The 26509-nt window shown below is 58.9% G+C and carries 19 protein-coding genes; 9 read left to right on the top strand and 10 right to left on the bottom strand.

Annotation, left to right across the window (positions count from 1 at the left end; translation table 11 throughout):
* The first annotated feature begins 132 nt into the window (after nt 1-132).
* From J2S31_RS02375 to purM, 3 genes are read left to right on the top strand one after another with little or no spacing between them, the layout of a single operon-like run.
* Nucleotides 133-312, top strand: coding sequence for a hypothetical protein (locus J2S31_RS02375; protein ID WP_237097448.1), 180 nt, complete (start codon nt 133-135; stop codon nt 310-312).
* A complete protein-coding gene (locus J2S31_RS02370; RefSeq protein WP_237097447.1) occupies nt 309-1829 on the top strand; it encodes a sodium:solute symporter family protein in 1521 nt (506 codons plus the stop codon). Before J2S31_RS02375 ends, J2S31_RS02370 begins: the two co-directional genes overlap by 4 nt.
* A gap of 7 nt (nt 1830-1836) precedes the next feature.
* Nucleotides 1837-2973: a phosphoribosylformylglycinamidine cyclo-ligase gene (gene purM / locus J2S31_RS02365; RefSeq protein WP_237097446.1), complete on the top strand. Its 1137-nt coding sequence runs from the start codon at nt 1837-1839 to the stop codon at nt 2971-2973.
* A 4-nt stretch (nt 2974-2977) separates the two neighbouring features.
* On the opposite strand, the gene J2S31_RS02360 is transcribed toward purM, so the two are convergent.
* Complete coding sequence (locus tag J2S31_RS02360) at nt 2978-3352, bottom strand: hypothetical protein (protein WP_237097445.1); 375 nt, start codon at nt 3350-3352, stop codon at nt 2978-2980.
* A 126-nt stretch (nt 3353-3478) separates the two neighbouring features.
* Here J2S31_RS02360 and J2S31_RS02355 point away from each other — a divergent pair, with 126 nt between their 5' ends.
* A complete protein-coding gene (locus J2S31_RS02355) occupies nt 3479-3823 on the top strand; it encodes a hypothetical protein (protein ID WP_237097444.1) in 345 nt (114 codons plus the stop codon).
* 21 nt (nt 3824-3844) lie between these two features.
* Here J2S31_RS02355 and J2S31_RS02350 read toward each other — a convergent pair whose 3' ends face one another.
* From J2S31_RS02350 to J2S31_RS02335, 4 genes are all read right to left on the bottom strand, one after another.
* The gene (locus J2S31_RS02350; RefSeq protein ID WP_237097443.1) at nt 3845-5026 is read right to left on the bottom strand and encodes a sensor histidine kinase; all 1182 of its coding nucleotides are present in this window, start codon (nt 5024-5026) and stop codon (nt 3845-3847) included.
* A 450-nt stretch (nt 5027-5476) separates the two neighbouring features.
* Complete coding sequence (locus J2S31_RS02345; protein WP_237097442.1) at nt 5477-6835, bottom strand: sodium-dependent transporter; 1359 nt, start codon at nt 6833-6835, stop codon at nt 5477-5479.
* A gap of 52 nt (nt 6836-6887) precedes the next feature.
* On the bottom strand, nt 6888-7643 hold the full coding sequence (locus J2S31_RS02340; RefSeq protein WP_237097441.1) for an amino acid ABC transporter ATP-binding protein: 756 nt from the start codon (nt 7641-7643) through the stop codon (nt 6888-6890).
* Nucleotides 7640-9112 carry an ABC transporter substrate-binding protein/permease gene (locus J2S31_RS02335; protein WP_237097440.1) on the bottom strand — a complete coding sequence of 491 codons (1473 nt, stop codon included), beginning with the start codon at nt 9110-9112 and terminating at the stop codon, nt 7640-7642. The genes J2S31_RS02340 and J2S31_RS02335 overlap by 4 nt, the downstream gene beginning before the upstream one ends.
* 113 nt (nt 9113-9225) lie before the next feature.
* Between J2S31_RS02335 and uvrC the strand changes: the two genes are divergently transcribed.
* Entirely contained in the window at nt 9226-11058 is a 1833-nt protein-coding gene (uvrC, locus tag J2S31_RS02330; RefSeq protein ID WP_237097439.1) for an excinuclease ABC subunit UvrC, read from the top strand.
* A gap of 1 nt (nt 11059) precedes the next feature.
* On the opposite strand, the gene J2S31_RS02325 is transcribed toward uvrC, so the two are convergent.
* From J2S31_RS02325 to J2S31_RS02310, 4 genes are all read right to left on the bottom strand, one after another.
* On the bottom strand, nt 11060-11866 hold the full coding sequence (locus J2S31_RS02325; RefSeq protein ID WP_237097438.1) for an FRG domain-containing protein: 807 nt from the start codon (nt 11864-11866) through the stop codon (nt 11060-11062).
* 302 nt (nt 11867-12168) lie between these two features.
* Nucleotides 12169-12501, bottom strand: a complete 333-nt coding sequence (locus J2S31_RS02320) for an endonuclease domain-containing protein (RefSeq protein WP_237097437.1) — start codon at nt 12499-12501, stop codon at nt 12169-12171.
* 186 nt (nt 12502-12687) lie between these two features.
* On the bottom strand, nt 12688-14331 hold the full coding sequence (locus tag J2S31_RS02315; protein ID WP_237097436.1) for a methyltransferase domain-containing protein: 1644 nt from the start codon (nt 14329-14331) through the stop codon (nt 12688-12690).
* Between the two features lie 10 nt (nt 14332-14341).
* Complete coding sequence (locus J2S31_RS02310) at nt 14342-15325, bottom strand: ParB/RepB/Spo0J family partition protein (protein ID WP_237097435.1); 984 nt, start codon at nt 15323-15325, stop codon at nt 14342-14344.
* Nucleotides 15326-15421: 96 nt separating this feature from the next.
* Between J2S31_RS02310 and J2S31_RS02305 the strand changes: the two genes are divergently transcribed.
* Nucleotides 15422-16345, top strand: a complete 924-nt coding sequence (locus tag J2S31_RS02305) for a formylglycine-generating enzyme family protein (RefSeq protein ID WP_237097434.1) — start codon at nt 15422-15424, stop codon at nt 16343-16345.
* A gap of 12 nt (nt 16346-16357) precedes the next feature.
* Here the strand turns inward: J2S31_RS02305 and J2S31_RS02300 are convergent, their stop codons facing one another.
* Nucleotides 16358-17500 (bottom strand): PQQ-dependent sugar dehydrogenase, encoded by a 1143-nt coding sequence (locus J2S31_RS02300; protein WP_237097433.1) that lies wholly within the window; start codon nt 17498-17500, stop codon nt 16358-16360.
* A 140-nt stretch (nt 17501-17640) separates the two neighbouring features.
* Here J2S31_RS02300 and J2S31_RS02295 point away from each other — a divergent pair, with 140 nt between their 5' ends.
* From J2S31_RS02295 to bamA, 3 genes are all read left to right on the top strand, one after another.
* Nucleotides 17641-21270, top strand: a complete 3630-nt coding sequence (locus J2S31_RS02295; protein ID WP_237097432.1) for a homocysteine S-methyltransferase family protein — start codon at nt 17641-17643, stop codon at nt 21268-21270.
* 315 nt (nt 21271-21585) lie between these two features.
* A complete protein-coding gene (locus J2S31_RS02290) occupies nt 21586-24012 on the top strand; it encodes an ATP-dependent Clp protease ATP-binding subunit (RefSeq protein ID WP_237097431.1) in 2427 nt (808 codons plus the stop codon).
* Nucleotides 24013-24296: 284 nt separating this feature from the next.
* Entirely contained in the window at nt 24297-26480 is a 2184-nt protein-coding gene (gene bamA, locus J2S31_RS02285) for an outer membrane protein assembly factor BamA (RefSeq protein WP_237097430.1), read from the top strand.
* Nucleotides 26481-26509: the final 29 nt, after the last annotated feature.

Genomic DNA, 26509 nt, shown 5'->3' with positions numbered 1-26509 from the left:
GCTTATGCAACGATCTCTTGATAAGAGAAGGGATTATTAAAATTTTTTATCTCAATGCGTAAACAAGCTTCCTCCTCCAAACCCACCTCCCCTGCCGCGAACGACGTCCCGTTTCCCCGCTGGGTGTGGGGTGTGTTCGTTCTGCTGATCGCGGCGATGGTGCCGGTGTGGCCGATCGAAGGCCATTGGTTCGGCCTCCCGGCGTGGGCGGCATTCGCGCTTGGGGTCAGCGTGGCCGCCAGCGGCTTCATCGCATGGGTGACGCTCCGCGCGTGGCGGGACGGCGGCAACGACGAGGGCCCCGCCGCATGACGGAGCTCCCCTTCGGACCAGGCGCGCTGTTCGTCGTCGCCATCTATATCCTGTCGCTCCTCGCCATCGGCTGGTATGCGTACTCACGCCGGAAAGAAAACAGCCTGAGCGATTTTTTTCTCGGTGGGCGGGAGATGGGGTTCCTCGTGCTGGTGCTCACGCTCTACGCCACGCAGTACAGCGGCAACACGCTGTTCGGGTTCAGCGGCGCCGCCTACCGGGAGGGATTGCGGTTTCTGGTGTGCGTGCATTTCATGACCGCCATCGTCATTGCCTACCTCCTCTTCGCGCCTCACCTGCAACGGCTGAGCCGGGAACACCAATTCATCACGCCGGGGGATTACGTTTATCACCGCTTCGGCAGTCACGCGCTCCGCATCGTGGTGACGCTCATCATGGTGTACGTGCTGTGCAACTTCACGCTCGCGCAGATGAAAACGCTGGGCACGGCGTTCGCCGGAATTTCGCAGGGACGCATCCCGCTGTGGGTCGGCGTGGTGGGCCTCGCGCTCATCATGCTGGTGTACGAGTCGCTGGGCGGCATGCGCAGTGTGGCGTGGACCGACGTCATCCAGGGCGGCATCTTGATGGTCGGGTTCATCATTCTCCTGTTCCTCGCCTTCGGCCATCTGGGAAGCCTGACTGCCGCACTGGACACGCTGGCGACCAATCCCGCAACGCGGTTTAAAGTGGAGCCGCCCACCGCCGAGGGCGCGCGCACGTGGTTGAGTTTCATCCTGATGGTGGGGCTGGGCGCGGCCATTTATCCGCAGGCCCTGCAACGCATTTACGCCGCGAAAAGTCCGGCCGCGCTGAAGCGGTCGCTCGCCGCCATGGGCTTCATGCCGCTCCTCACCACGGTGATCGCAGTGACCGTCGGCATCCTGATGGCGGCGCATTATCCGGACCTCGACCGCCTGTTTCTGCAGGAAACCGGCGAGGCGGTGGTGCCGTCGGAGACGGTGCTGGCTCTCCTGTGCCGGGAGGTGATGCAGGCATCGGCACTGGGTTACTGGCTGGTGGTGATCCTCTTCGCCGCCATCCTGGCGGCGGTGATGTCCACCGCCGACTCGGCGCTCCTCAGCATCAGCTCCATGATCACGCAGGACCTGTACGGCCAGTACGTGCGGCCGGACGCCAGCCAGGCGCACCTGACGCGCGTCGGCAAGATCCTGACCTGGGTGCTCATGGTGCCCATCACCGGGCTGGCGCTGGGCTACGAGGGCACGCTCATCCAACTGCTCAAGGTCAAGTTCGACCTGCTGTTGCAATGCGTGCCCGCGTTCTACCTGGGCATCCACACCACGCGTCTCGGCGCGCGGGCGGTGATGACGGGACTGCTGGCGGGGTCGGTGCTGGCCATGGGATTGAATTTCGCGGGCGATCTGGGCCTCGCAGACGCCAACCACCCGAAAGTATGGGGCATCCACTCCGGCGTTTTGGGAATGACCCTCAACCTCGCCATCTGTTTTGGCGCGCTCGCGGTTTCCAAAAAGATTCAACCACCCGGGCAATAATGATATAGTGAGCGAAAATCCTTCAACCCTGCTACCTGCCATGCCGAACAACAACCCGACCACCTCGAAATACGAAGAAAGCGGCGTCAGCCAGACCGGCGCGGAAACCGCGCTCGATCACTTGCTCAAACACATCCTGCCGACCCGGCAGTTCAACACCCAGTTCCCGGTGAAGGCCGACATCGGTTACTTCGCCAATGTCATCGACCTGGGCAACGGCACCGGCGTCGCGCTCTGCACCGACGGCGTCGGCACCAAGATGCGCGTGGCGGAACTGATGCACCAGTACGACACCATCGGCATCGACTGCGTGGCGATGAACGTCAACGATCTCATCTGCATCGGCGCCAGGCCCGTCAGCATGGTGGACTACATCGCCTGCTCGCACCTCGATTCGCAGGTGTTCGACCAGCTCGGCCAGGGTCTGGCGGAAGGCGCCCGGCAGGCGAGCATCAGCATCTCCGGCGGGGAAATTTCACAGATCCGCGAAATCATCAATGGCATCGATCTCATCGGCGCGGCGCTGGGACACATCCAGCTCGACCGCATCAACACCGGGCAGAACATCACCGAAGGCAACCTGGTTCTGGGAATGGCGTCGAGCGGCGTGCACAGCAACGGCCTCACCCTGGCCCGGCGTATTCTGTTGGGCGCCACGGAGGACGAACAGAAGGAAAACGTGCACAAGTACGAGGAATCGCTGGGGCGCACGCTGGGCGCGGAACTGCTGGAACCGACGCGCATCTACGTGTCGGCCGTACTGGAAATGTTCGACGCGGGCATCGACCTGCGGGCGCTGGTCCACATCACCGGCGGCGGCCTGCTGAACCTGCTTCGCGTGCAGAGAAAAGGCATCCGCTTCGTCATCGATCCCCTGCCGGACGTGCCGCCCGTGTTTTCACTCATTCAACAGCGCGGTGAAATCAGCACGGCGGAGATGTATGAGGTGTTCAACATGGGCGTCGGCTTCTGCGTGGTGGTGGAACACGCCAACGACGCCGACGCGGTGCAGAAGATCTGCAAGCGCCACGGCATCTCCTGCCACGGCATCGGTTACGTGGAACCCACGGGAAACGGCGGCAATGAAGTGGTCATCCCATCCAAAAAACTGAAAAGCGAGAACGGCCACTTCACTCCCGAGTGAGGCATCAACTGCCTTCGCGGTAGGGCGATCCGTCCGCGCCGGAAGGACGTTGGGTTGCGGCCTGCGAGGTGTCTTTCTCCCGCCATTGCGGTTTCAGGTTGCCGGCCAGCGAGTTGTCGATGTCTTTCAGCGTCGCGTCCACACACCCGCCCCACATCAGCCACGTGTCCTTCACCACCGCCTTCACCTTGTCGCCGAAGTCGAAGCGGCAGGCATCCGGTCCGTTCGCCAGGTACTTCATAGTGCCTGGGTAAAAGAACAGCACCTCCACGATATTGGACGGGTCGTAGGGAGGATCGCATTTTATACTGGACTCGGCGGCGAACGCCGGCCCCGATAACAGCAGGGAACACACGAGGACCCCAAGGATTCGTTGCATGATCACCTCCGGATCGAATTGTCTTTATTACTTCCAGTGTATCAAACCAGGGTATGCCGGGTGGGGAAAAGAACGGGCCTGTCTTCGCCATTCCGGCGGGATGTTTTCGCCGGCCGGGGAGCCGAGATGATGCCGGAAACTCCCTCATCCAAAGGCGCATTCATTTTCAAGGTTTATACAGCGCTCAACGCGGCGGGAATCGCCACCCTGCTTCTGGTGGTGATGGCGCAAAGCGTCGACAACCCCCATGCCTTTTTCGAACTGGGCGCACTTTTGGGATTGGCCGTTCTGTTTTTCCTGATCCCGCTTGGCTGGCTGGCGGTCTGGTGGAACCAACGGCGAACGCAAGCGACGGTCCCGCTTCCGCAGCGGTACCTGTTGCTCTCAAACCTGTTCCTGGGAGCGATGTGGGTGCTGTCCTGCCTGGGCGTGGGGTGGTACGGAGTGGTTTACTTCGTGTCACAAGCCTGAAGCCGGGAATGCCGTTCCTTTTCAGGCCGCTTCGATGTGGGCGACTTCCGGCTTGGGCATGCGGATGAGAAAGCGCGTACCGCGGCCGACTTCACTTTCGACCTTCAGTTCGCCTTTGTGGCGGTCCATCACCTGGCGGCAGATGGCGAGGCCGATGCCCGAACCTTCCACCTTGTCGCGCGAGTGCAGGCGTTCGAACGGCTCGAAAATCATATTGATGTTTTCCCTGGGAATGCCGATGCCGTTGTCCTCGACGTAAAGCTGGTACTCATCTTCGTTTTCGTACAACACGCCGATGGAAATTTTCGGCGGCACGTCCGCCCGGCGGTATTTGAGGGAATTGGAGATGAGGTTGCGGAACAGCAACTGCATCTGAAATGGATCGGCATGCAAAACGGGAAGCCGGTTGACCTTGATCTCCGCCTGCGTCTCCACCACACGCACTTCCAGGTCCTGCACCACTTCCCGCACCACGCGGTTGAGATCGGTTTGCTCCAGCAACTGGCTGCTCTGCGACACCCGGCACAGTTTCATCAACCCGTCGATCAGGTTTTCCATGCGGGTGACCGCCTTGCGCATGCGTTGCAGGAAGGAGTCGATCTCCTGCGCCACCTCGGGTTGCTGTTGTTCGATCATCTCACTGTAGGCGACGATCTTGCGCAGAGGCTCCTTCAAATCGTGGGAGGCGATAGCGGCGAAGTTCTGCAGATCCTTGTTGTTCTGTTCCAGTTCGCGGGTGCGGTCGGCCACCTTGTCTTCGAGGTGTTGCGTGTATTCGTTCAGACGCGCGTTGGTGATGTTGAGCAGAACACGGTCCCTCTGCATGTCTTCCCGCAGGCGATTGCTTTCCTGAAGTTCCTTGCGCAGGTTTTCGGTGAGGGTGCCGATCAGCCACGCCGCCAGAATCAGAAACGACGCCCAGACCGTCATGTTCATGTTGAAGTCGAAACGGTTTTCGATGGCGACGGGCTGGTCCTGATTGGCGAGGAGAAAATACCAGATCAGCAGGATGGCGAGGAACGCCCCCAGCACGGCAAACCGCCGGCCTATGTAATACCCGGCCAGCACGGCAAGCAGGTAAAACATGTCGAGGAAAGCGATCTTCGAGTAGATGAAGTAATTGATCACCACCACCCCGAGCAGGATGGCCAGGATGATCACCTCACTGATGTTTTCCTTGATGTAGGCCTTAAACTTCTTCACCGGAACTCCTCAATCCCACATCCCCCTTCATAAGGAACCTTTGGATGAACCGTCCGACTTTCGCCATTCCGCTTTGGGCAAAGAGCACGTTCCATTGCCGGTGCGCCAGGTGAACTTCCGAGTACCGCAATCGGTCTTTTTCTTACTTTCGTTTTCCCGGAATCGAACCTGATTCGATACAAATTTTCCCATGCTGGAGTGAAAAGCGAAAGCCTTTTCCCGAAAGCCTCGGGCGCCCGCATTTGAAAAGCGGGATAACGCGTGTAGCAGGAGCCGCTCATTGATTTACACCAGATATCATTGTAAGACTAAATCCCATGATGTCAAAACAAACTGGTGGCCTGGAATCCCTCCCATACCGGTTCCGCGTCCGATCAATTCTTCCAATTAGAAGCGGGCCGCACTTCCCGCAAAAATTCGTGTCGAGGTGCTTTTTGAATCGCCGCATTTTCAGCCGATGGGCAGGAAATGCGTTATGAAGACAATGGCCACAGCGACGGGACTGACGAACTTCAGAATGAACTCCCAATAGCGCGCCCAGTGAAAGGTGGTCTCGTGCCGCTCGATTTCCCGGTGCGCTTCCTTCGTGCCCCACACCCAGCCGACAAAGATGGCGGTCAGCATGCCTCCTAATGGCAGAAGGTAGTTGGATGACAGGTTGTCCACCACGTCGAAGAAGGTCATGCCGAAAAAGGTCACGTCCTTCATCAACCCAAAGGACAGGCCGGAGGGAATGCCGAACAGGTAGATGACGATCCCGGTCACGATCACCGCTTTCTGCCGCGACCAGCCGCGCTGGTCAATGAGGTAGGCGGACACCGACTCCAACAGTGAGATGGCCGAGGTGATGGCGGCGATGGTCAACAACGCAAAGAAGATGATCGACACCAGCGTGCCGAACGGCATGCTGGCAAACACAGCGGGCAGAACGTTGAACACGAGGCTGGGCCCGCCTTCCGGCTCCAGTCCCATGGCGAACACGGCGGGGAAGATCACCATCCCCACCAGCAATGCAATCATGGTGTCGAACAGCACGACATAAAATGTGCAGGATGTCAGGTTTTCTTTCGGCGACAGGTAACTGCCATAGGTGATGAGGCACCCCATGCCGAGACTGAGCGAAAAGAACGCCTGCCCCATCGCCAGCAGCACACTGTTGCCCGAAATCTTGTTGAAGTCGGGATACAGGTAAAACTTCACGCCCTCGTAAGCACCGGGCAGGGTGAGTGCGCGGATCATCAACAGGAACAGCATGATGACCAGCGTCGGCATCAATATGTCGCAGGCGCGCTCGATGCCGCCGTGCACCCCCCGGTACACGATGGCCATGCAGAGCGCCATGAACAGCGTGTGATAAATCAGGATCTCGCCGGTATTGGCGATGAACTGGCCGAAGAACATGCCCGCTTCCTGCGGCGAGGCGAAATGGTCCACCACATGGGTGATCGACTTCACGACATAGGCCAGCGTCCAGCCACCGACCACGCCATAAAAGGAAAGAATCAGGAATCCGGCGAGCACGCCCATGTACCCGACCAGCACCCACGGCGTTCCGGGCTTCAGCATACTGAAGGCGCCGACGGGATTGAGGTTGGTGCGCCGGCCGATGGTGAATTCGCACAGCATGATGGGCAGGCCGACGATCAGGATGCAAACCAGGTAAATCAGCACGAACGCGCCGCCGCCGTTCTCCCCGGTGATGTACGGAAACTTCCAGACGTTGCCCAGTCCCACCGCCGAACCGGACGCGGCCAAAATGAAGCCCAGCCGCGATCCCCAGAATCCACGTGAATTGTCTTGAGTCTGCATGGCTTTAAATTATAAACATTTATGGGTATACCGCAAGCGGCGGCCAAGTATATCAGCGTTCCAGAAGCCTTTTTAGAAAATTTCGGGCGCGGTCCGTCGAAGGCGTGGTGAAAAATGTCTCCGGTTCGCCCTCCTCCACCACCTCGCCGCGGTCGAGCATCACCACCCGGTCCGCCACGCTACGGGCAAAATCCATCTCGTGCGTCACGATCAACATCGTCATGCCTTCGTCCGCCAGTTCCCGCAGAACACGCAGAACCTCGCCCACCATTTCCGGATCGAGCGCCGAAGTCGGCTCGTCGATCAGCACGCAAGTCGGATTCATAGCCAGTGTGCGGGCGATGGCCACGCGTTGCTGTTCGCCGCCGGAGAGATCGCCGGGGTAACGGTGCGACAGGTTGTGCAGGTGCACCTTGCCCAAAAGAGCGCGCGCTTTTGCCTCAGCCTCGCCACGCTTCATGCCCAGCACCTGCGTCGGCGCTTCGATGAGGTTCTGCAATACCGTCATGTGCGGAAACAGGTTGAACTGCTGGAACACCATGCCGACACGGATGCGCAGGGCGCGCACGCGTTTCGGGTCCGGCGCGCGGTGGCCGTCGGTTTCGGTGCCCGCGATTTCCAGATCATCCACCCGCACGCGGCCTTCCTCAAACGATTCCAGCGCGGCGATGCAACGCAACAGGCAACTCTTGCCTGCGCCGGACGGACCGATCACCACGTGCACGCCGCCGGTCGGCACGTCCAGATCGATGCCACGCAAGAGTGTGTGGTCGCCAATGCGTTTGGTCAGCCCTTCGACGCGGATCATGCCGTCTGCAACCTCCGCTCCAGGTGCGTGGACAACAACGACAGCGGATACGCCATCATCAAATACAGCAGGCCGGTGAGCAGTCCCAGTTCCAGAAAACGCATGGAGGACACGGCCAGCATGTTGTAACTTTTCGTCAGCTCGACGATGGCGATGATGGACACCAACGACGTGTCCTTGAACAGCGAGATGAAATCGTTGGTGACCGGCGGCAGAACCACACGCACCGCCTGCGGGATGAGGATGCGGCGGTAGATCATGAACGGCGTCATGCCAAGCGACAACGCCGCCTCCCATTGTCCTTTCGCCACGGCCTTCAGCCCGCCACGGTACACTTCCGCCTCGTATGCGGCGTAGTTCATGCCGAGCCCGACGACGGCGGCGGTGAAGGCATCGAGGCGGATGCCGATGTTGGGCAGGCCGTAATAGATGATGTAGAGTTGCAACAACAGCGGCGTGCCGCGCACGATCTCGATATAGGTCGCCGCCATGCCGCGCAGGATGGGTCCGCCCAACTGCCGCATGCCGGTCAGCACCAGCCCCAGCGCCACCGCCAGCATCATGGCAAGCACGGAGATGACCACCGTCATGCCCGCACCTTTCATCAGTATCCACAGGTATTCCTGCATGGCCTTGTCCTCGTCAAAGTCGAACACCCGCCTGGCCGCGTGATCCCGCTCCGCCAGCGCGCGCTGGGTGTCGTTCCACAGATTCCATTTTTGATAAATCGATTGCAGGGTGCCATCATCGTACAGTTTGCCGATGGCAGTGTTGACCGCGTTCAACAAATCGTGATTGCCCTGGCGCACGGCGATGACGTACAGCCCCTCCCCCACCGGCGGCCCGGCGAAACGAAACGCGGGGTTCGGTGCGGCGTAGTGCAACGCAATCGGCAGGTCCAGCAGAACCGCGTCCAGCCGCCCCAGTTTCAGGTCGCGGTACGGCTCCACCTGCCCCTGATACACGCGCACGGTGACGCCCTTTATTTTTTTGAGCATGGCGTGGGCGACGGAGTTCACCAGCGTGCCCGCCGTCATGCCGGAAAGGTCGCTCAACTTGTCGATGCGCGTGTCGCCGGCGCGCACCACCAACTGCTGTTCGTAGATGTAGTAGGGACGCGAGAGGTCCACCGCACGGGCGCGTTCTTCGGTCCATTCGAGGCCGTTCATCGCCACGTGGAAGTCGCCGCGTTGAAGGGCGGGGACGAGCGTGCCCCAGTCGTTCTGCACCATGCGCGCGGTGACACCCAGTTCCTGCGCGATGGCATGAGCGAGATCGACTTCGAAGCCGATGAGACGCGAGGGGTTTTTTGGATCGGGAAAGACGTACGGCGCGCCGCCTTCGGCATCGGCGCCCCACAACAGGACCCCCTGTTCGCGCACCTGCTCCAGCGTGCCGGTGGCGTGGGCCGGGACGCCCCACACCAGAGCCCAGAGAAAAACGATCCCCCACGTTTGAAAAGGCTTCATGGTGCGTCCGCAGGCGGGGGACTGGCGGCGGGCGAAACGCGTGCTATATAATTGAAGAGAATTCCAAACCGGCACACCGGTGCGGTCCGAAGCATATAATAAGGAAGGTCGCCTTGCCCCCGAGTGATTTCATAAAAGACATTCTGAAAACCATCCCGAAAGTTCCCGGCATTTATATCATGAAAGACAAGGCCGGAGAAATCCTTTATATCGGGAAGGCCAAGTCGCTGTACCCCCGCGTGCGGTCGTATTTCACCGAGTCGCGCGACCACGCCCCGCGCACGCGCATCTTCGTGCGCAAGGTGGCGGACATCAAGTTCCTCACCACCAAGACGGAGCAGGAAGCGCTGATCCTCGAAAGCAATTTCGTCAAAAAGCATCAGCCGCGCTACAACGTGATGCTGAAGGACGACAAGCATTACCCTTACCTGCGCCTGACCACACAGGAGACGTATCCCCGACTGGAAGTGGTGCGGCGCGTCAGAAAAGACGGCGCGACCTACTTCGGTCCCTACACCATGGTGCGCGAGGTGCGGGAGACCATCCGCCTCATCTACAAAATCTTTCCGCTGAGACAGAGCAGTGACGAACTCGACGGCACCCCCAAACGGCGGCCGTGCCTCAACTATCACATGAAGCGGTGCCTCGCGCCGTGCGCGGCGCTCGTTTCACCGGAAGATTACGCCAAGGTGGTCAACGACGTCATCCTGTTCCTCAAAGGCAGAAATACGGAACTCATCGACAGCCTCAAAGAAAAAATGAACGCCGCGTCGGAAGGGCAACGCTACGAAGAGGCGGCGGTGTACCGCGACAAGATCGAGGCGGTCAACACCGTGCTCGACAAGCAACGCATCATCTCCACCGGCATGGAGAACCAGGACGTCCTCGCCTGCTACACGGAATCGAAAGCCACCATGGTGCAGGTGCTCATCGTGAGGAACGGCAAACTGCTCGCCGAAAAGCTGTTCAAGATGAACAACCCGAGCGAGGAAGACGACGCGCAAACGCTCGCGTCGTTCATCAAGCAGTACTACGCCGACGAAACCATCCTGCCTTCGGAGATCCTGGTGTCGCAGGAGATCGAGGACCGCGAACTGCTGGAAGACTGGCTGAGCGAAAAACGGCAGGCGCGGGTGAAAATTGAAGTCCCGCAACGCGGCAAGAAGCGCTCGCTGGTGCAGATGGCGGAAGAGAACGCACGCTTCGCCATGCGCGCCGAAATGGACAAGGGCGACGTCGCCACGCGCAGTCTGGAAGAATTGCGCGAGACACTCGGCCTCAAAAACTTCCCGAAGACCATCGAGGGTTTCGACATCTCCAACATCGGCGGCACGCACGCGGTGGGATCGATGGTCTATTTCCACAACGCCAAGGCGGAGAAAAGCAAGTACCGGCGGTTCAAGATCAAGACGGTGGAGGGCATCGACGACTACGCCATGCTGACGGAAGTGATGACCCGGCGGTACGCGCGCCTGCTCGATGAAGACAAGCCGTTGCCCGACCTCATCCTGATCGACGGCGGCAAGGGCCACCTCAACACCGGCTACAGGGTGTTGCAGAGCCTGGAGTTGGAGGGACGCATCGACCTTGCCTGCATCGCCAAGGGCAAGTTCCGCAGTAACCTCGATACCGACGAAGTGTTCCTGGTGAGGAAGAAGGAGCCAGTGTGGTTCAAGGAGAATTCGCCGTCGCGGTTTTTACTGCAACGCGTGCGCGACGAGGCGCACCGCTTCGCCATCGACTACCACCGCAGTCTGCGCGGCAAGAATGCGCTGAAGTCGCCCCTGCAGAACATCCCCGGCATCGGCAAGAAGCGCCACCTGCTCCTGCTCAAAACCTTCGGCAGTCTGGAGAACATCAAGCACGCTTCGCTGGAAGACCTGCAAAAACTCCCCGGCGTCACCGAACCGTTAGCCAGGAAGATCAAGGAAGCGGTGGCGAATTAAACTAAAGGCCCTCACCCAAACGCTTTTCAATTTCCCGGTAAGCCAGCCAGTCCATCAAACCTTCTTCATTTCCAAAAAGTGAAAAGGCATTTATATTCATGAAATCCAGTTTTCTGAGGACCTTTTCCCTTTCGGTGGCAGGGAGGATATATTTTTTCAATCGATCCTGATCTTCGCCAAACTGCGCATCTTGGTGTGAACAATAGACCTGAGTTTCATTGTCGTTCTTATGACAAATCGTATAAAGACACTGTTGTAAAAAATGCCTTTTATGGGCTGTAACATATGGCCCAAGACCCTTAATTGTTGGCATGGTTGCTGAATATCCCTTTGCGTTTCCGAAGTATTCTCTAAATGAAAAAATTGATATTTTTTCATTTAAGAAAGGACTATTAAAGGCAAAGAAGGCAGCAACATAAGGGGAGCGGGTCCAATCCAACATTGGCGAGGGAAAACCATGGTGCCTAGCATAAATCATGAAGTCATAACCGGGGGGCAATGGAAATACTGGATCCAATTCGAATTTTTGATCTAATTTGTAATTGTGAGAAGTTAAAGAAAGAACCGAAGGCAGAATTCCTAATAAGGTTCTATGGTACTTTTTCCAAGGCCATTCAAACGGCAAATTTTTTGCGTAACAAAACCTTTCCAAGGTTGTCGTTAATTTCCAATCCGCATTAGCATGCCCCCTGAATAGCAAATCGGAAAAATGGAGTGGATTGTCTTTCTTTAATTTTAATATCTCTTGGTGCTCCTCCTCAATCGCCTGCTCAAATTCCTCCCAGCTTTCCAATTCGATGATTTCCATACAGCCTCACCAGCAAGATTTGTCTGTTCGACTCCATAATATCTGCCCAGCATTCGATGACTTTCCAAATAACGGAAGAGTCATGAATCCCCCCTCATCCTGGCCTTCTCCCACCAGGGGAGAAGGAACTTTTGGATGCTCTCATCCTGCATGTCACGTTAGGACTGCTTCCACCTGGGGCGAAGGGATTTCTAAACATTCGGGCTATTGATCACTTTTAGAATGCCATCATGGATGGAGCGGGAGCTCTTACGCCCCCTCTCCCTGGATGGGAGAGGGCTGGGGTGAGGGTGAACGATGCGCTACCTCTTTTCCAGATTCTCCAAGATCACCTGCAGTACGCCATCCAGATTCTGCAAAACCTCGTTGTTCCAGAACCGCAATACTTGAAAGCCTTGATCTTCTAAAGCCGCCGTTCGCTTGGCATCCTTTGCGCTGTCCAAATGCTGGCCTCCATCCACTTCCACCACCACCTGCTTTTCCATGCAGACGAAATCCACCACATACGTCGCCAAGGGGACCTGTCGGCGAAACTTGTTACCTTGCAGTTGGCGATTCCGCAACGCACCCCACAGTTTGCGTTCGGCATCGGTAAGATTACGCCGCAGGTGTTTGTGAAAATCGGAAGATGTCATGAATCCCCCTCATCCCAGCCTTCTCCCACCCGGGGAGAAGGGGTTGCCTCCCTTTCCTTTCAGGAAAGGCAGAGAGGAAATTTTCATTTACGTTATATGTCCATTCTTGGTCACTGGCTTCCATCTTTTTTCACCCACGTTAGGCGGTAAAATCGACGATTCTCGTTTCCCCCGGGTGTGACCCGGTTATTTCTTCTTTGCGATCACAAGATAACGGGTGGACCAGCAGGTTTCGTCGGAGGGATTGAGGGGATAGAGCGTCGCGGCGTCGTACACATCGACGGGACCGCGGAACGCCTTTTCGAACCAGCCGCGCACGCGCGTGACCGACGGCAGGCAACGCAGGTGGCGCCCTTCATCGGTGATCTGCAAGGTGCCGTGCAGTTTACTCACGTTCAGGATCGCGCTCCGCTGGAAGATGTGCCCTTCCTGCTCAATCAACTCCGGCTGGCGGAGCGAGATGACCCTGCCGCAGTTCGAGCGGATGACGTGCGGATAGACGCGGATGTGGTCCGGCGTGATGAAGTCGCCGACGAAATACCCGCCGGGCCGGGTGATGCGCGCCGCCACGTGAACGGCCCGCTCCATCTCTTTCGGCCTGAGGTATTGAAATACGTTGAGCCCGTTGTAGGTGACGTCCCACGCGTTTTTTTCGTCCAGCTCCAAAAGATCCCCCTCCCATGCGTTGATGCGTTCCTTCGCGACCTTCACCATCGCCGGCGACTTGTCGATGCCGTGCATGCGGTCTTTCGGCACGCGGCCGCGCCGCACCAGATGGTTTTCCACCATGCCGGTGCCGCATCCCAGTGACAAAAACCGCCCGCCCTTGCTGAGCAGGTTGTATTTGCGGAAGGCGAACTCGAGGTAGCTTTCCATGAAGCTGTCGAGGCACGGCTCGCCGACCACCGCGTCGTACAGCTCCGCGTAGGTGTCGAAGGGATCGCCGCGGTCCGTCTCCTCGCGCAGTTTCTCCTGAAGCGCGGCGACGGTCTGCACTTCCTGCCGCAGTCTCTGCCAGTAGCCGAGGTCGGTCATGCACCCGGTGCCGGTGTCCACGTGCAGAAACAGGTCGTGCTCGAACGCGTCCCAGTGCTTTGCGTCGAACAGGTCGTCGGCGACGCGCTGGTCGCGCGTGTCCAAGAGAGGAGGCAGGGATTGCGTGTCCGAGGCGGCGCGCATGCGGTCGAGGCGGTGCTTCAACTCCACCTGGTGGCGGAAGTGCGTCATGAAATCCGGCATGGGCCCGGCGATGCGCGCGTTGATGGCGGACTCCGGCAGGGCGAAGAACACGCCGTTGTCGGTGAGGTGCACCTGGCTGGCGTCGAGATCGAACACGCGCGCGTTGGCGGTGATGCCCCCGCGCCGCCCGACGCATCCGTACAGATGAAACGTGAGGAACTGAATGCCGGACGTGTTGCCCATCTGGTGCACCCACTCGTGGCCGACGTGGAGGACGTCGCCGGGTTTCAGGCGCGTGCGCGACTGCGTGTGCAACTCGCCGTTGATCAGCCAGAACGAGGCGTGCTCCGCCGGGCCGAACACCTTCACCGCGCCCCATTGCGCGTAACCGTGATCGTGCAGGGCGGAGACATCGCCGGGGTTCCACGACATCACCAGCATCTCGTAATGCCCGCCGTCGTGCACCAGCCGGCGGCCGTAGCTGTCCTTGGCCGGGTGATCGAAATACGCCCACGGCATGAGGTCCTGCGGGGTGATGTCCGCTTCGCGCAGAATCTGGGCGGCGCGCTGGGGGCTCCAGTGCGTTTCGCGCTCGACGGCGGCGATCAGGGCTTTCAGGGAATCGGGAAAGGGCGGAGATGTCGCATCCATCGGCGCGTCCTTATGCAAGAGGATCTTTCAGGGTTCGCAGGAGTTCTTTCAGCGCATCCGCGTCACACGCGCCGAACAGCTTTTCGACCTGACGGGTCAACTCTTCCTCAGTAGAAAACTTCAATTCGATTTTGACAAGAGCCTGCTCGAAATTTTCCGGCAGTTTCAGTTTCGTTTTCGGGTCCAACTGCAGACGCTCGGCGGCCTTGCGCACGCGGCTTTGCAGATCGGACAGGTGCGGATAACGCTGGCTGTGCAGGTGGGAAAAAATCGCGTCGTACTTCTCGTTTGCGGGAAGCGACGCGTTGCCCAGCGTTTTTACAATCGTGGCGTGGTCCAGCACCTCGGCGGGCGCGATGCCGTCGCGGGTGGCGATCTCGTCCACCGTCTCCAGCACGGCGCGCCACTTGTTGTGCCCCGGCCGCAGTTGGGAGAACAGACTCTCGGCGACAGAGCGATCGGCGTCCCCCCACTTCGCCATCACCGCGAACACGCGCAGGGGGATGTTGAGTTCGTGCATGAGGCCCTGGAACGATTCGGTGAACACGCACACGCTCAACAGATCGACGGCGCGCTTTCTGGTTTTCGGTTCGCCCAGGATGGGCAGGACCCCGGTCGCCAGCGCCGCTTCCTCGATGCCCGCGGTGTGCAGGCGGTGCAGGATGCGGCCTTTTTCGATGTCGGTGTAACGGCGGTGGGCGCGGTTTTCCTGCAGGTTCCAAATCAGGCGGTCGACGTCGGACATCGCCTCCACCAGGTGGGCGGGCACCGTGTCCAGTCCCAGCACCTGCGCCGCCTGGAAGCGGCGGTGACCGCATACCACGCGGAACCCGTCTCCGTGCGGAATCAGCACCAGCGGGTGGGTGATGCCGAGGGCGCGGATCGATTCCACCAGTTCGCCGGGCACCGGGTCCATGCCGAACGCGGTGAACCCGTCCGGCACGATGGCCTCCCGCAGCACCCGGTCGCTTTGCGTGGCCTGTTGGTCTGTCATGATGGCTGTCCCCTCCCGCGTTCCTTCATGCGTTCCTTGTAAGGATATAGTAAACTAATAAGAGATGCCACCTCCCCTCCAATCGCTCGGAACGCCATGAACCTTCGCCGTCAACATATACCGGGTCACCGCAGACCGTTCTGGTTGTGCGCGATGTTGCTGTGGCTCCTGGCCGCATGCACACCGCCCGCGCCGGAAGGCATGGTGCTGATTCCCGACGGCTACTTCAGCATGGGCACGGACGAAGTGGATGAAGAAGGCCATGCGCTGTCGCTCGGCCTCAACAAGCCGTGGTACGCCGACGAGTCGCCGCAACACCGCGTGCGCCTGCCTGCGTACTACATCGATAAGTACGAAGTCACCAACCTGCAATACTACATTTTCACCCAGGCGACGGACCACCGCACGCCGCCCGGCTGGAACGGACCGAAGTATCCCAAGGGCCGTGACCATTATCCGGTGACGCAGGTGAACTTTTACGACGCGGCGGCTTACGCCAAGTGGGCGGGCAAGCGCCTGCCGACGGAGATGGAATGGGAAAAGGCGGCGCGCGGGCCGAACGTCATCGACTACCCCTGGGGCAACCAGTTCGATTTCTCCAAGGCCAACGTCAGCGACTCGCCACGCAATAAACGCGGACACGGGCTGGAACCCATCGGCCAGCACCCGGACGGCGCGAGTCCCTACGGCGTCGAGGACATGATCGGCAACGTGTGGGAATGGATCTGGGATTACTACCTGCCCTATTCCGGCAATACCGAGACCAACCTGAAGTTTCCGAAGGACGTCGTCGTGGTGCGCGGGTTGTCGTATATGGGCGTCGGGCACTTCCCGGAGAAGGAATACAAAAAGGTAGTGGCGCTCAAGTCGCGCGTGTCCTACCGCGAAAACCTGCACCCCATCCTGCGCAAGCCGGATGTCGGCTTCCGTTGCGTGAAGGAAGTGCCGTCCACACTGGAGATGCTGTTCGGCGACTGGTCCAGCGAACCCGTTTCCGCCGACAACACGAACAAACCGTGACCGCGCCTGTCATCATTTTGCGGTGATGCGGTACACCACGCCGAGGTAGTCGTCGGAAACCAGCAGTTCGCCTTTGGGTGAGACAATCGAGTCCACCGGCCGCCCGGCCTTGGAACCGTCCGGCTGCAACCAGCCCTCGATGAACACCTCTTCCGACTGAATGTTTCCCTGTGCGTCCAGTTGCAGTCGCCGCACCTGGTACCCGGCGGGCACCGAGCGGTTCCACGATCCGTGGAAGGAAATGAAGAGGCTGTTGTTGTACCGCGCGGGCAGAGCGCCTTCCTTATAGAACTCGAGACCCAGCGGCGCCATGTGCGCGGTGAAGGTGTGGGCCGGGGGTTCGGTCAATTTGCAGTCGTAGCGGTCGCCGAAATCGGGATCGGGTACGCGGTCTTCATAACAGTAGGGCCAGCCGTAGTGTTGGCCCCGGCGGATGATGTTGAGTTCCTCCCGCGGATGGTCGTCGCCCAGCCAGTCCCTGCCGTTGTTGACGCCCCACAACTCGCCGGTGTAGGGCGAGAACTCGATGCCGACGGAATTTCTCAGGCCGCGCGCAAACACTTCTTCGTTCTTGCCGTCCACGTCGAAGCGGATGATGGCGGAGCGCCACGGGTGCTCCTCGATGCACACGTTGCAGGAGGAGCCGACCGACAAATACAGCTTGCCGTCCTGGAACTTGATGGTGCGCGTCGAGTGGCCGCCGCTGGGGATGTCGGAGACGATGACCTCCGGCTTGCCGAAGGTGAACGGCTTGGCGGTGCGTTTCAGCCGCACCACCCGGTGCTCCTCGGCGATATAGAGGTAGTAGCCCGAATCCAACTGCAGAAAGGCGAGGCCGTGGGGTCCGTTGCCGCCCGTCATGATCGGCACCGCCCGGTCGGCCTTGCCGTCGCCGTCCGCATCCGGCAGGGCCACCACCTTGCCCGCCTTGGTCTGGGAAAGGAACAGCACGCCCTGATCGTCATACGCCATGTGGCGGGCCTTGGGCGCTTCGGCGAAGACGGTGATTTGCAGGTCTTTCGGGTATTTCAATTGATTTTGAAGGAGATTTTCGTAGTCCCGGTCCTTGGCCCAGCTACATCCCTCCAGGGACAGCCAGAGCAGGCCCAGGCAGACCATACCGAAAGTTTTGGATCGCCTAACAGGTTTCAACATAAGCAGTTAGCCCCCCAGGAAAAAGAATTGAGGTGGGTCCGGACCTTGTTCCTCCCAAGCGTATCATATATAGTAAGGACTTCACCGAAGACATCGACTCATCACACAAGATATTGCAAACCCATTGATTACGGGAGCTTATGAAGTTTGAAGACGCATTGAAAGAGCACGTTCTGGTACTGGACGGCGCCATGGGCACCATGGTGCAGAACCTGGACGTCACCGACGAGACCTTTGGCGGGTCGCTGTTCCGCATGCTGACCGACCTGTTGACTTTTTCCCGGCCGGACTGGCTGGAAGACATCCATTTCAAATACCTCGATGCCGGGGCGAACCTGATCGAGACCAACACCTTCGGCGCCTCGCCCCTGCGCCTCAAGGAATTCGACTGGGCAAAAATCCAGCAGGACGTCATGCAGGCGGTGCCTGCAGGGCTGGACCTGAAGCAGGGCAACCTGGAAGCCATCGCCTACCACCTGAACGTGGAAGGGTGCAAGATCGCACGGCGGGCCATCGAGCGCTATAAGGCCTCGGACGGCTACGACGGGCGGCCGCTGTTCGTCGCCGGCTCCATCGGCCCGTCCAACTACGTCGTGTCCAGCACCGACGCCAACCTGGCCAAGGCCACCTTCGACATGATTGTGGACAACAACCGCATCCAGGTGGAGGGCATGATCGACGGCGGTGCCGACGTGCTGTTGTTCGAGACCCAGCAGGACATTCTGGAGACCAAGGCGTCGATCATCGGCGCGCAACGCGCATTTCAAAACAAGGGCAAAACCCTGCCGATCATCGCGCAGGTCACGGTGGACAGCTTTTCCAAGATGCAGATCTTCAACACCGACATCCACGCCGCCTACACGGCGCTGGCCGGCATGGGCGTCACCGTGTTCGGCATGAACTGCAACGTCGGCCCGGAAGACCTGGTGGATACGGTCAAACGCATCACCCACTTGAGCGCCCTGCCGGTTTCCGTCGTGCCCAACGCCGGGCAACCGTTCTCCGAGGACGGCGTCACCGTGTACAAGCTGCAGCCGGAGGCCATGGCCGAGATCATGAAGCCCTTCGTGTACGAGTACGGGGTGAACATCGTCGGCGGCTGTTGCGGCACCAACCCGGAACACATCCGCGCCCTGCGCAAAATGGTGGACGACGCCAAACCGGTGAAACGCGAGATCGACCGCCGGACCTACATCTCCGGCCCGCAGGAAGCGGTGCTTCTGGACGGATCGGAAAGCCTGGTGCGCTTCGGCGAACGCCTCAACGCGCGCGGCAGTAAAAAGGTGCGGGAAGCCGTGGAAAACGGCGAGGGCGTGCGCATGGAGGAACTGGAAGACGTGGTGCGCGAACAGCTGGACGACCTCGGCATCGACATCATCGACGTGTGCATGGACTCCAACATCGTCGAAACCGAAACCGTTCTGCCCGAAGTCATTCATAAACTCACCACCGACTTCAAAGGCGCGATGGTGATCGACTCGTTCTCCGTCGAGGCGCTGGAAGCGGGACTGAAAACGTATCCCGGCAGGCCCATCATCAACTCCATCTCGCTGGAAGAATACGCGCCGGGCATGTCGAAGCTCGACGCCGTGCTGAAAGTGACGGCGGAGCACCACCCCATTTACATCGCGCTGGTGAACGGTGAGTCGGGACCGGCCATCACCGCCGACGAGAAATACGAACTGGCGGCGGAGATCGTGAAGCAGTGCGGCGAAAAGTACGGCGTCACCCCGGACCAGATCCTGATCGACATCAACGCCTACCCCATCGGCAGTGAATCGCAGGAAGGCATGAACTTTTCGCTGGAGGCGCTGGAGAGCCTGCCGCGCATCAAGGCCATCCATCCGGACCTGCGCACCTCCATCGGCGTCGGCAACCTGACGGCGGGGTTGGCGAAGAAACCGTACATGCGCAAGGTGCTGACCAGCGTGTTCCTCGACGAGGGGAGAAAGCGCGGACTCGACTGCGCCATCCTCAACCCCAACCACTACGTGCCGGTGGAAAGCCTGCCGCCGGAAGACGCGGAGCTGGGACGCAGGGTGGTGCTGGAACGCGACATGGACGCGTTCGAACGGCTAGAAGAGATCGCCGAGCAGAAAAAATCGGGCACGGTCAAAAAGAAATCCAACTACGAAGACCTGTCGCTGGAAGAAAGCATCTGCCAGAAAATCTTCGACGGCTACAAGGACAAGGAAAAAGGTGTCGTCGAGGTGCAGGGATTCAAATATGAGTACACCGACCGCATCGTGCTGGAAGCGGTTAAGACCGTGGACAAGCACGAACCGCTGGTGTTCATCAGCGATTATCTGATGAAGACCATGCGTGAACTGGGCGACGGATTCGGCCGCGGCGAGATCAGCCTGCCGCACCTGCTCAAAAGCGCCGACGTCATGCGCAGTGTCATGGGGTTTCTCGAAGCGTGGATGCGCCACACCAGCGGCGTCGAACCCGGGGACGCCATCCACTACAAAGGCACCGTGGTCATCGGCACCGTGTATCAGGACGTGCACAGCATCGGCAAGGACCTCGCCAAGACCCTGCTCGAAAACTACGGCTACCGCGCCATCGACCTCGGCGTGCAGGTGCCGCTGGAGAACTTCGTCGAGACGGCGCGCAAAGAGAAAGCCGACGCCATCGGCATGAGCGCCTTGCTCGTGCAGACGTCGAACCACATGATCACCGTCGCCAAAATGCTGAAGGAGCAGAATTACGACATCCCCATCCTCATCGGCGGCGCGCCGGTCAACGACCGCCACGCGGGGTACGTCGCCATGCACGGGCAGGACAACCTGGACGACATCCTGTCCACGGTGTTCTACTGCGAAAGCGGAATGGACGGTGTCAACACCATGAACAAACTGGTGGAAAAGGAAAAAGACCTGCTCAAAACCTTCATGCAGGAAAACCGGGAGAAACTCATCCACCAGTACAAGAAGGCCAAGGGCATGGAGGAAGACCGGGCGAACCTGTTGAAGTCGCTCGACCGCAGGAAGGTCGATTTCAAAAAGTACCAGCCGGTGAAGGACGGTTACGGCATCCAGAAGGTCGAGTTCAAACTGAAGAAACTGTCGGACGTGATCGACTCCAAAAGCCTGTTCTCGCTCAACTGGAAATACGGCAAGCAGTCGTCGTGGTCGAAGAAGGGCGTCACGCTGGAAAACCTCAAACGCCTGCAACAGGAGTGGATCGACAAGGCCGACGCCAACCAGTGGATTATTCCGCGCGCGCGGTTCGCGCTGTTGCCCGCGCAGAGCGACGGCGACGAGTTGATCATTTACGATCCCGAAAACATGGAGCGCGAACTGGGGCGCATCACCTGGACCGTCAACATCGGCAAAGCCAGAAATGGCAAGCGCGACAAATTTTCTGTGGCCCAGTACTTTCATTCGAAAGATTCCGATGTTATGGACGTAGTAGGCCTGCAAATCACCACCGCCGGATCGACGCTGGAGAAGGCCATCAACACCTTCAAGGCGGAAAACGACTCCGAGTCGGCGCTGTATTTGCAGGGACTGGGTGACCGCATCGCCGAGGACTTCGCCGAGTACGTGCACGGCCTCCTGCGCCAGCGCACCGGCACCAAAGACAAGGCGGGCGAGCGCTACAGCCCCGGCTACCCGGCGCTGGAGGATTTGATCAACAACAAGCGCATTTACGAAATCCTCGGTTGCGAGGACCTGGGCATCAAGCTGACCGATGCCAATGAGTTCGATCCGCCCAGCACCACCGCCGCCGTGGTGTGTTTCCATCCGGATGCGGGTTATTTTTAATCCGCCCCGGAGGGCCCGCTCCGGGCGGCGGCAAAGGCGGGGGGCGCAATGATTTTTCGCCCAAATCGGCAATTCAAATCAGGGCGGGAAAGGATCGCGCCCAAATCGCCACATTTGCGGAAAAATCCTATAATTGCCCGTAATAAAAGAAGTTGGGGGAATACCCCGGCGGAAAATAATCCTTGTATTATGGCGTTGGTTTGCTAAAATGTTTATTAGAATCACCAGCAGAACCTCGCAACTCCTTGTTGCTTTTAGGGTTCTGGGTGACGGCACCGCAGACCCGTTTTTCATTCTCTTTTGGAAAGAACCATCATGTTTAAGCGATTCACAGAAAGAGCCAGACGAGTCATCATCTTAGCGCGCGAAGAAGCTGAGTTGTACCGGCATGAATACCTGGGTACGGAGCACATTCTTCAGGGCGTAATCAAGGACGGAGGCGGCATTGCTGTGGCACTTCTTCAGAAATCCGGCGTCGATCTGAGCCAGATCAAGCAGGAGTTGGAGAAGAACCTGCCCCGCAGTTCCAATTCCCTTGTCATCGGCGACATTCCGTTTACGTCCCGGGCCAAGAAGGTCTTGGAGTTCGCCGTCGAGGAAGCCCGTTCCCTGAATCATAATTACATTGGCACCGAGCACCTGTTGCTGGGTTTGTTAAAAGAAAAAGAAGGCGTGGCCTGCCGCGTGCTGAACAGTTTCGGCATGTACTTCGACGACGTGAAGGAAAAGCTGGTGGAGATGTTCAAAGAACCCGCCGAATCCTCGCGCGAAGCTGGCAAGACGCCGACGTTGGATGAATTCAGCCGCGATCTCACGCAGATGGCGTTGGCTGGCAAGCTGGATCCCATCATCGGCCGCTCGAAGGAAATCGAGCGGGTGATCCAGATTCTCAGCCGCCGCACCAAGAACAACCCTGTGCTCATCGGCGAGCCGGGCGTCGGCAAGACGGCCATCGTCGAAGGCTTGGCGCAGTTGATCGTGGAACGCGAAGTTCCCGATTCGTTGTTCGACAAACGTGTGGTGTCTCTCGACCTGGGTTCGCTGATCGCCGGCACCAAGTACCGCGGTCAGTTTGAAGCCCGGCTGAAGGGCATCATGAAAGAGATCACGCAGAACGACAACATCATCCTGTTCATCGACGAGTTGCACACCCTGGTGGGCGCGGGCGCCGCGGAAGGCTCCGTGGACGCGTCCAATATGCTGAAACCGGCGCTCTCTCGCGGCGAGATTCAGTGCGTGGGTGCCACCACTCTCGAGGAATACCGGAAATACATCGAAAAGAACGGAGCGCTGGAGCGCCGCTTCCAGCCGATCATCGTCAATCCGCCGTCGGTGGAGGAAACCATCGAGATCATCCGCGGCCTCAAGGTGCCTTACGAAGTGCACCACAAGGCCAAGATCACCGACGACGCCATCATCACCGCCGTTCGATTCTCGGACCGGTACATCAACGACCGGTTCCTGCCGGACAAGGCGATTGACGTGATCGACGAAGCGGGTTCGCGCGTGCGCCTGCGCAAGGCCACGCAGTCTCCGGAAATGCGCCAGATCCAGCGCGAGATCGACACCCTGGTGCGCGAAAAGAAAGTGCGCATCGAAAACCAGGAGTTCGAGAAAGCCGTGGACCTGCGCGACAAGGAAGAAGAACTGCGCACCAAGCTGGAACAGGCCCGCAACAGTTGGGAACAGGAAAATCAACTGCAAGAGCCGAGCATCACGGAAGAAGACATCGCCGCGGTGGTCTCCAGCATGACGGGCATTCCGCTCAACCGCATCGAGGAGAAGGAGTCCACCCGCCTGCTCAACATGGGCGAGGAGTTGGGCAGCAAGATCGTCGGCCAGAAGGAAGCCGTCGAGGCCATCACCAAGGCCATCCGCCGCTCGCGGTCCGGCCTCAAGGACATGCGCCGGCCCATTGGCACCTTCCTGTTCCTCGGTCCGACGGGTGTCGGCAAGACGGAGTTGGCGGGCGCTTTGGCCGAGTTCCTGTTCGGTCAGCGCGATGCACTCATCCGCCTCGACATGTCCGAGTACATGGAGAAGTTCAACGTCTCCCGCCTCACCGGGGCGCCTCCCGGCTACGTGGGTTACGAAGAAGGCGGCCAGTTGACCGAAAAGGTCCGGCGCAAACCCTACTCCGTGGTCCTGTTCGACGAAATCGAAAAGGCCAACCCGGATGTCTTCCACCTGCTGTTGCAGATCATGGACGACGGCCGGCTGACCGACAGCTATGGACGCAACGTCGATTTCAAGAACACCGTCATCATCCTCACCTCCAACATCAGCTCCAAGATGCTGGACAAGGGATCGCTGGGATTCCACAAGGATGACATGGACATGAGCTTCGACAAGATGGAGAAGGACCTGAAACAGGACCTGCGCAAAACGTTCAACCCGGAATTCATCAACCGCCTGAACGACGTCATCGTGTTCCGGCCGTTGACGCTGGAAGACGTCACGCAGATTCTGGACATCCAGATCGGGCAGTTGAACGAACAGCTGATCCAGCAGGGTCTCACCATCGACATGACCGAGGACGCCAAGAAATGGCTGGCCGAAAAAGGCTATGACCGCAACTTCGGCGCCCGGCCGTTGAGGCGCGCCATCCAGAAATACCTGGAAGACGTGCTGTCCGATGAAATGCTGAAAGGCCGTTTCAAATCGGGCGGTGTGGTGGAAATCACTCTCGGAGACGACGAACTCGTCTTCACCGAAAAAGCCGGGGCGCTCAACACCGTTTGACGGTGTTGGGTGCCGGGCACCGGCACTCGGATTTCCCGATCCCAGTTTAAGATAGACAAAGTATTAAGCTTTATGGTTATTTATGCCGTAAAGCTTAATACTTTTTTTTGCCCGAAAAACCCACTCCCTGCAAAACATTGGACGGATGCCGCATTGAACACACCCGGTCAGGTCCTCCGGCACGGATTTGCCGGATTGCGCTTGTTTGCCTCTGCCTTTTTCTGACCGCCATTTTCGCCGCCCCCGCCCCCGTCCGCGCCCAGTTCGAAGCGCCCCAGCCCACCGTGCGCGGCATCGAAATCCGCGGCAACCAGCGGGTGGACACCTCCACCATCCTTTACTACATCAAGACCCGGGTCGGCGAACCCCTGTCGCGCGTCCTCGTCGGACGCGACATCGAGCAGATCTACAGCCTCGGCCAGTTTTCCGACATCCGCGTGGACACCCAGCCGATGACCGACGGAGTGAAGGTCATCTACATCGTTGAGGAAATCCCCTCCATCGGCGACGTCAAGTTCCGCGGCAACTCCAACCTGAAAACCGAAGATCTGCGCGACCTCATCGCCCTCAAACGCGGCGCCACCTTCCGCGACCATCTCATTCAGGACAGCATCACCAAACTCACCGAGCACTACAAGGAAAAGGCCTACTTCCTGGCGAAGATCGACATCAAACACAAACTCAGCCCCAACGGCCTTGTGGACGTGATCATTCAGATCCAGGAAGGCGAGAAGGTCAAGATTGAAGAAATCCGGTTCCACGGCAACAAGGCGTTCGACGGAGATGAACTGGAAGACCACATGGAAACGAAGTCGGAGACCTGGCTGTCCTGGTTCGACGAATCCGGCATCTACAAGAAGGACGTCCTGCGCATCGACGTTTTGCGGCTGGAATCGTTTTACCACGACAACGGATTCCTTAAAGTTCACATCGAAGACCCCACCATCGAGATCAACCGCAAGGAAAAAGAAATCTATGTGGACATCCGCATTGAGGAAGGCGACCAGTACCGGCTGGGGAGCGTCACCGTCCAAGGCGATGAAACCTACACGCGCGAAGAACTTCTGAAGGTGGTGGAGTCGAAAAAAGGGGAAATCTACAACGCCACCAAAATGCGCGAGGACGCCCTGCGCGTCTCAGAACTGTATTCCGAAAAAGGTCACGCCTACGCCGACGCCCTGCCACAGACCACCCTGGACGACGAAAACAAAACCGTCGATGTCGAAGTCACCGTCAATCCCGGGCGCAAGGTGTACGTCGGCAAAGTGGACATCTACGGCAACACGCGCACGCAGGACAACGTCATCCGGCGCGAGTTCCGCCTGAAGGAAGGAGAGTTGTTCAACAGTAAGAAACTGAAGCGCAGCAAACAGCGCATCAACAACCTCGGCTTTTTTGAAAACGTGAAGATCGACACCCACCGCGGCGACAGCCCGGAACTGGTCGATCTCACCACCACCGTCACCGAAAGGCCGACGGGCGCCGTGACCTTCGGCGCGGGATTCAGCTCCGTCGAAAAAGTCGTGTTCAACGCCTCCATCTCGCAGAACAACCTGTTCGGCACCGGCCGCAGTCTGAACCTGTCGACCGATCTTTCGGCGCGGCGCACCAATTTCAACTTCAACTTCACCGATCCGCGCATTTTTGACAGCGACATCTCTTTCGGCATCGATCTGTTCAACCGCCGTTCCAACTTTTTCAGTTTCGACTCCCGTTCCACCGGCGGCGGCCTGCGCCTGGGCAAAAACCTGTCGGAGACGGACTGGCTGGGCATCGGCTACCGGTTTGAGAAGGTGAATATTTCGGATGTCGATCCCGCCACCCAGACCACATTTTTACAGAATGGAACCCGCACCACCAGCAGGATCGGGCCCACTTTCATCCGCGATACGCGCGATGACTTTTTAAACCCTACACAGGGCACAAGGCATGTGGTACGATTTGAGTTCGCCGGCAGTTTTCTGGGCGGTGCGGACTTCTACAAGACCAGCTACGAAGGAACCTATTACACCCCGCTGATCGGCCAACTGGTTTTGGCTCTGCACGGCGAAGTCCAGTTTGCCGAGGGTTACGGCAACGACGGCTTGCCGATCTTCGAACACTACTTCATGGGCGGGTCCAACTCCCTGCGCGGTTTCACTATCCGCCAGGTCGGCCCCAAGGACCGCAACGGCGATCCGCTGGGCGGCGACCAGGCCCTGCTGATCAACATCGAGTTGCAGTACCCGATCACCCGGGAATTCCGGTTGTTTGCTTTTTATGACCGGGGCAACGTGTACGGAACCGGATTCGATACCTCCACCACGTCGCGGCACATCGACCCGTTCGACATGCGTCAGAGTGTCGGCGGCGGCGTCCGGTTCCTCAGTCCTTTCGGCCCCATCTCCCTGGCGTACGGTGTCAAGCTCGATGCCGTGCCGGGCGACAGCAACGCTGAATTCCATTTCTCCGCGGGAAATGCTTTTTAACGTTAATGACGTTTCATAAGAGAGGTTTT

Source organism: Nitrospina gracilis Nb-211 (genome assembly GCF_021845525.1).
Lineage (GTDB): Bacteria > Nitrospinota > Nitrospinia > Nitrospinales > Nitrospinaceae > Nitrospina > Nitrospina gracilis_A.
This window is presented reverse-complemented; position numbering and strand designations above follow the sequence as displayed.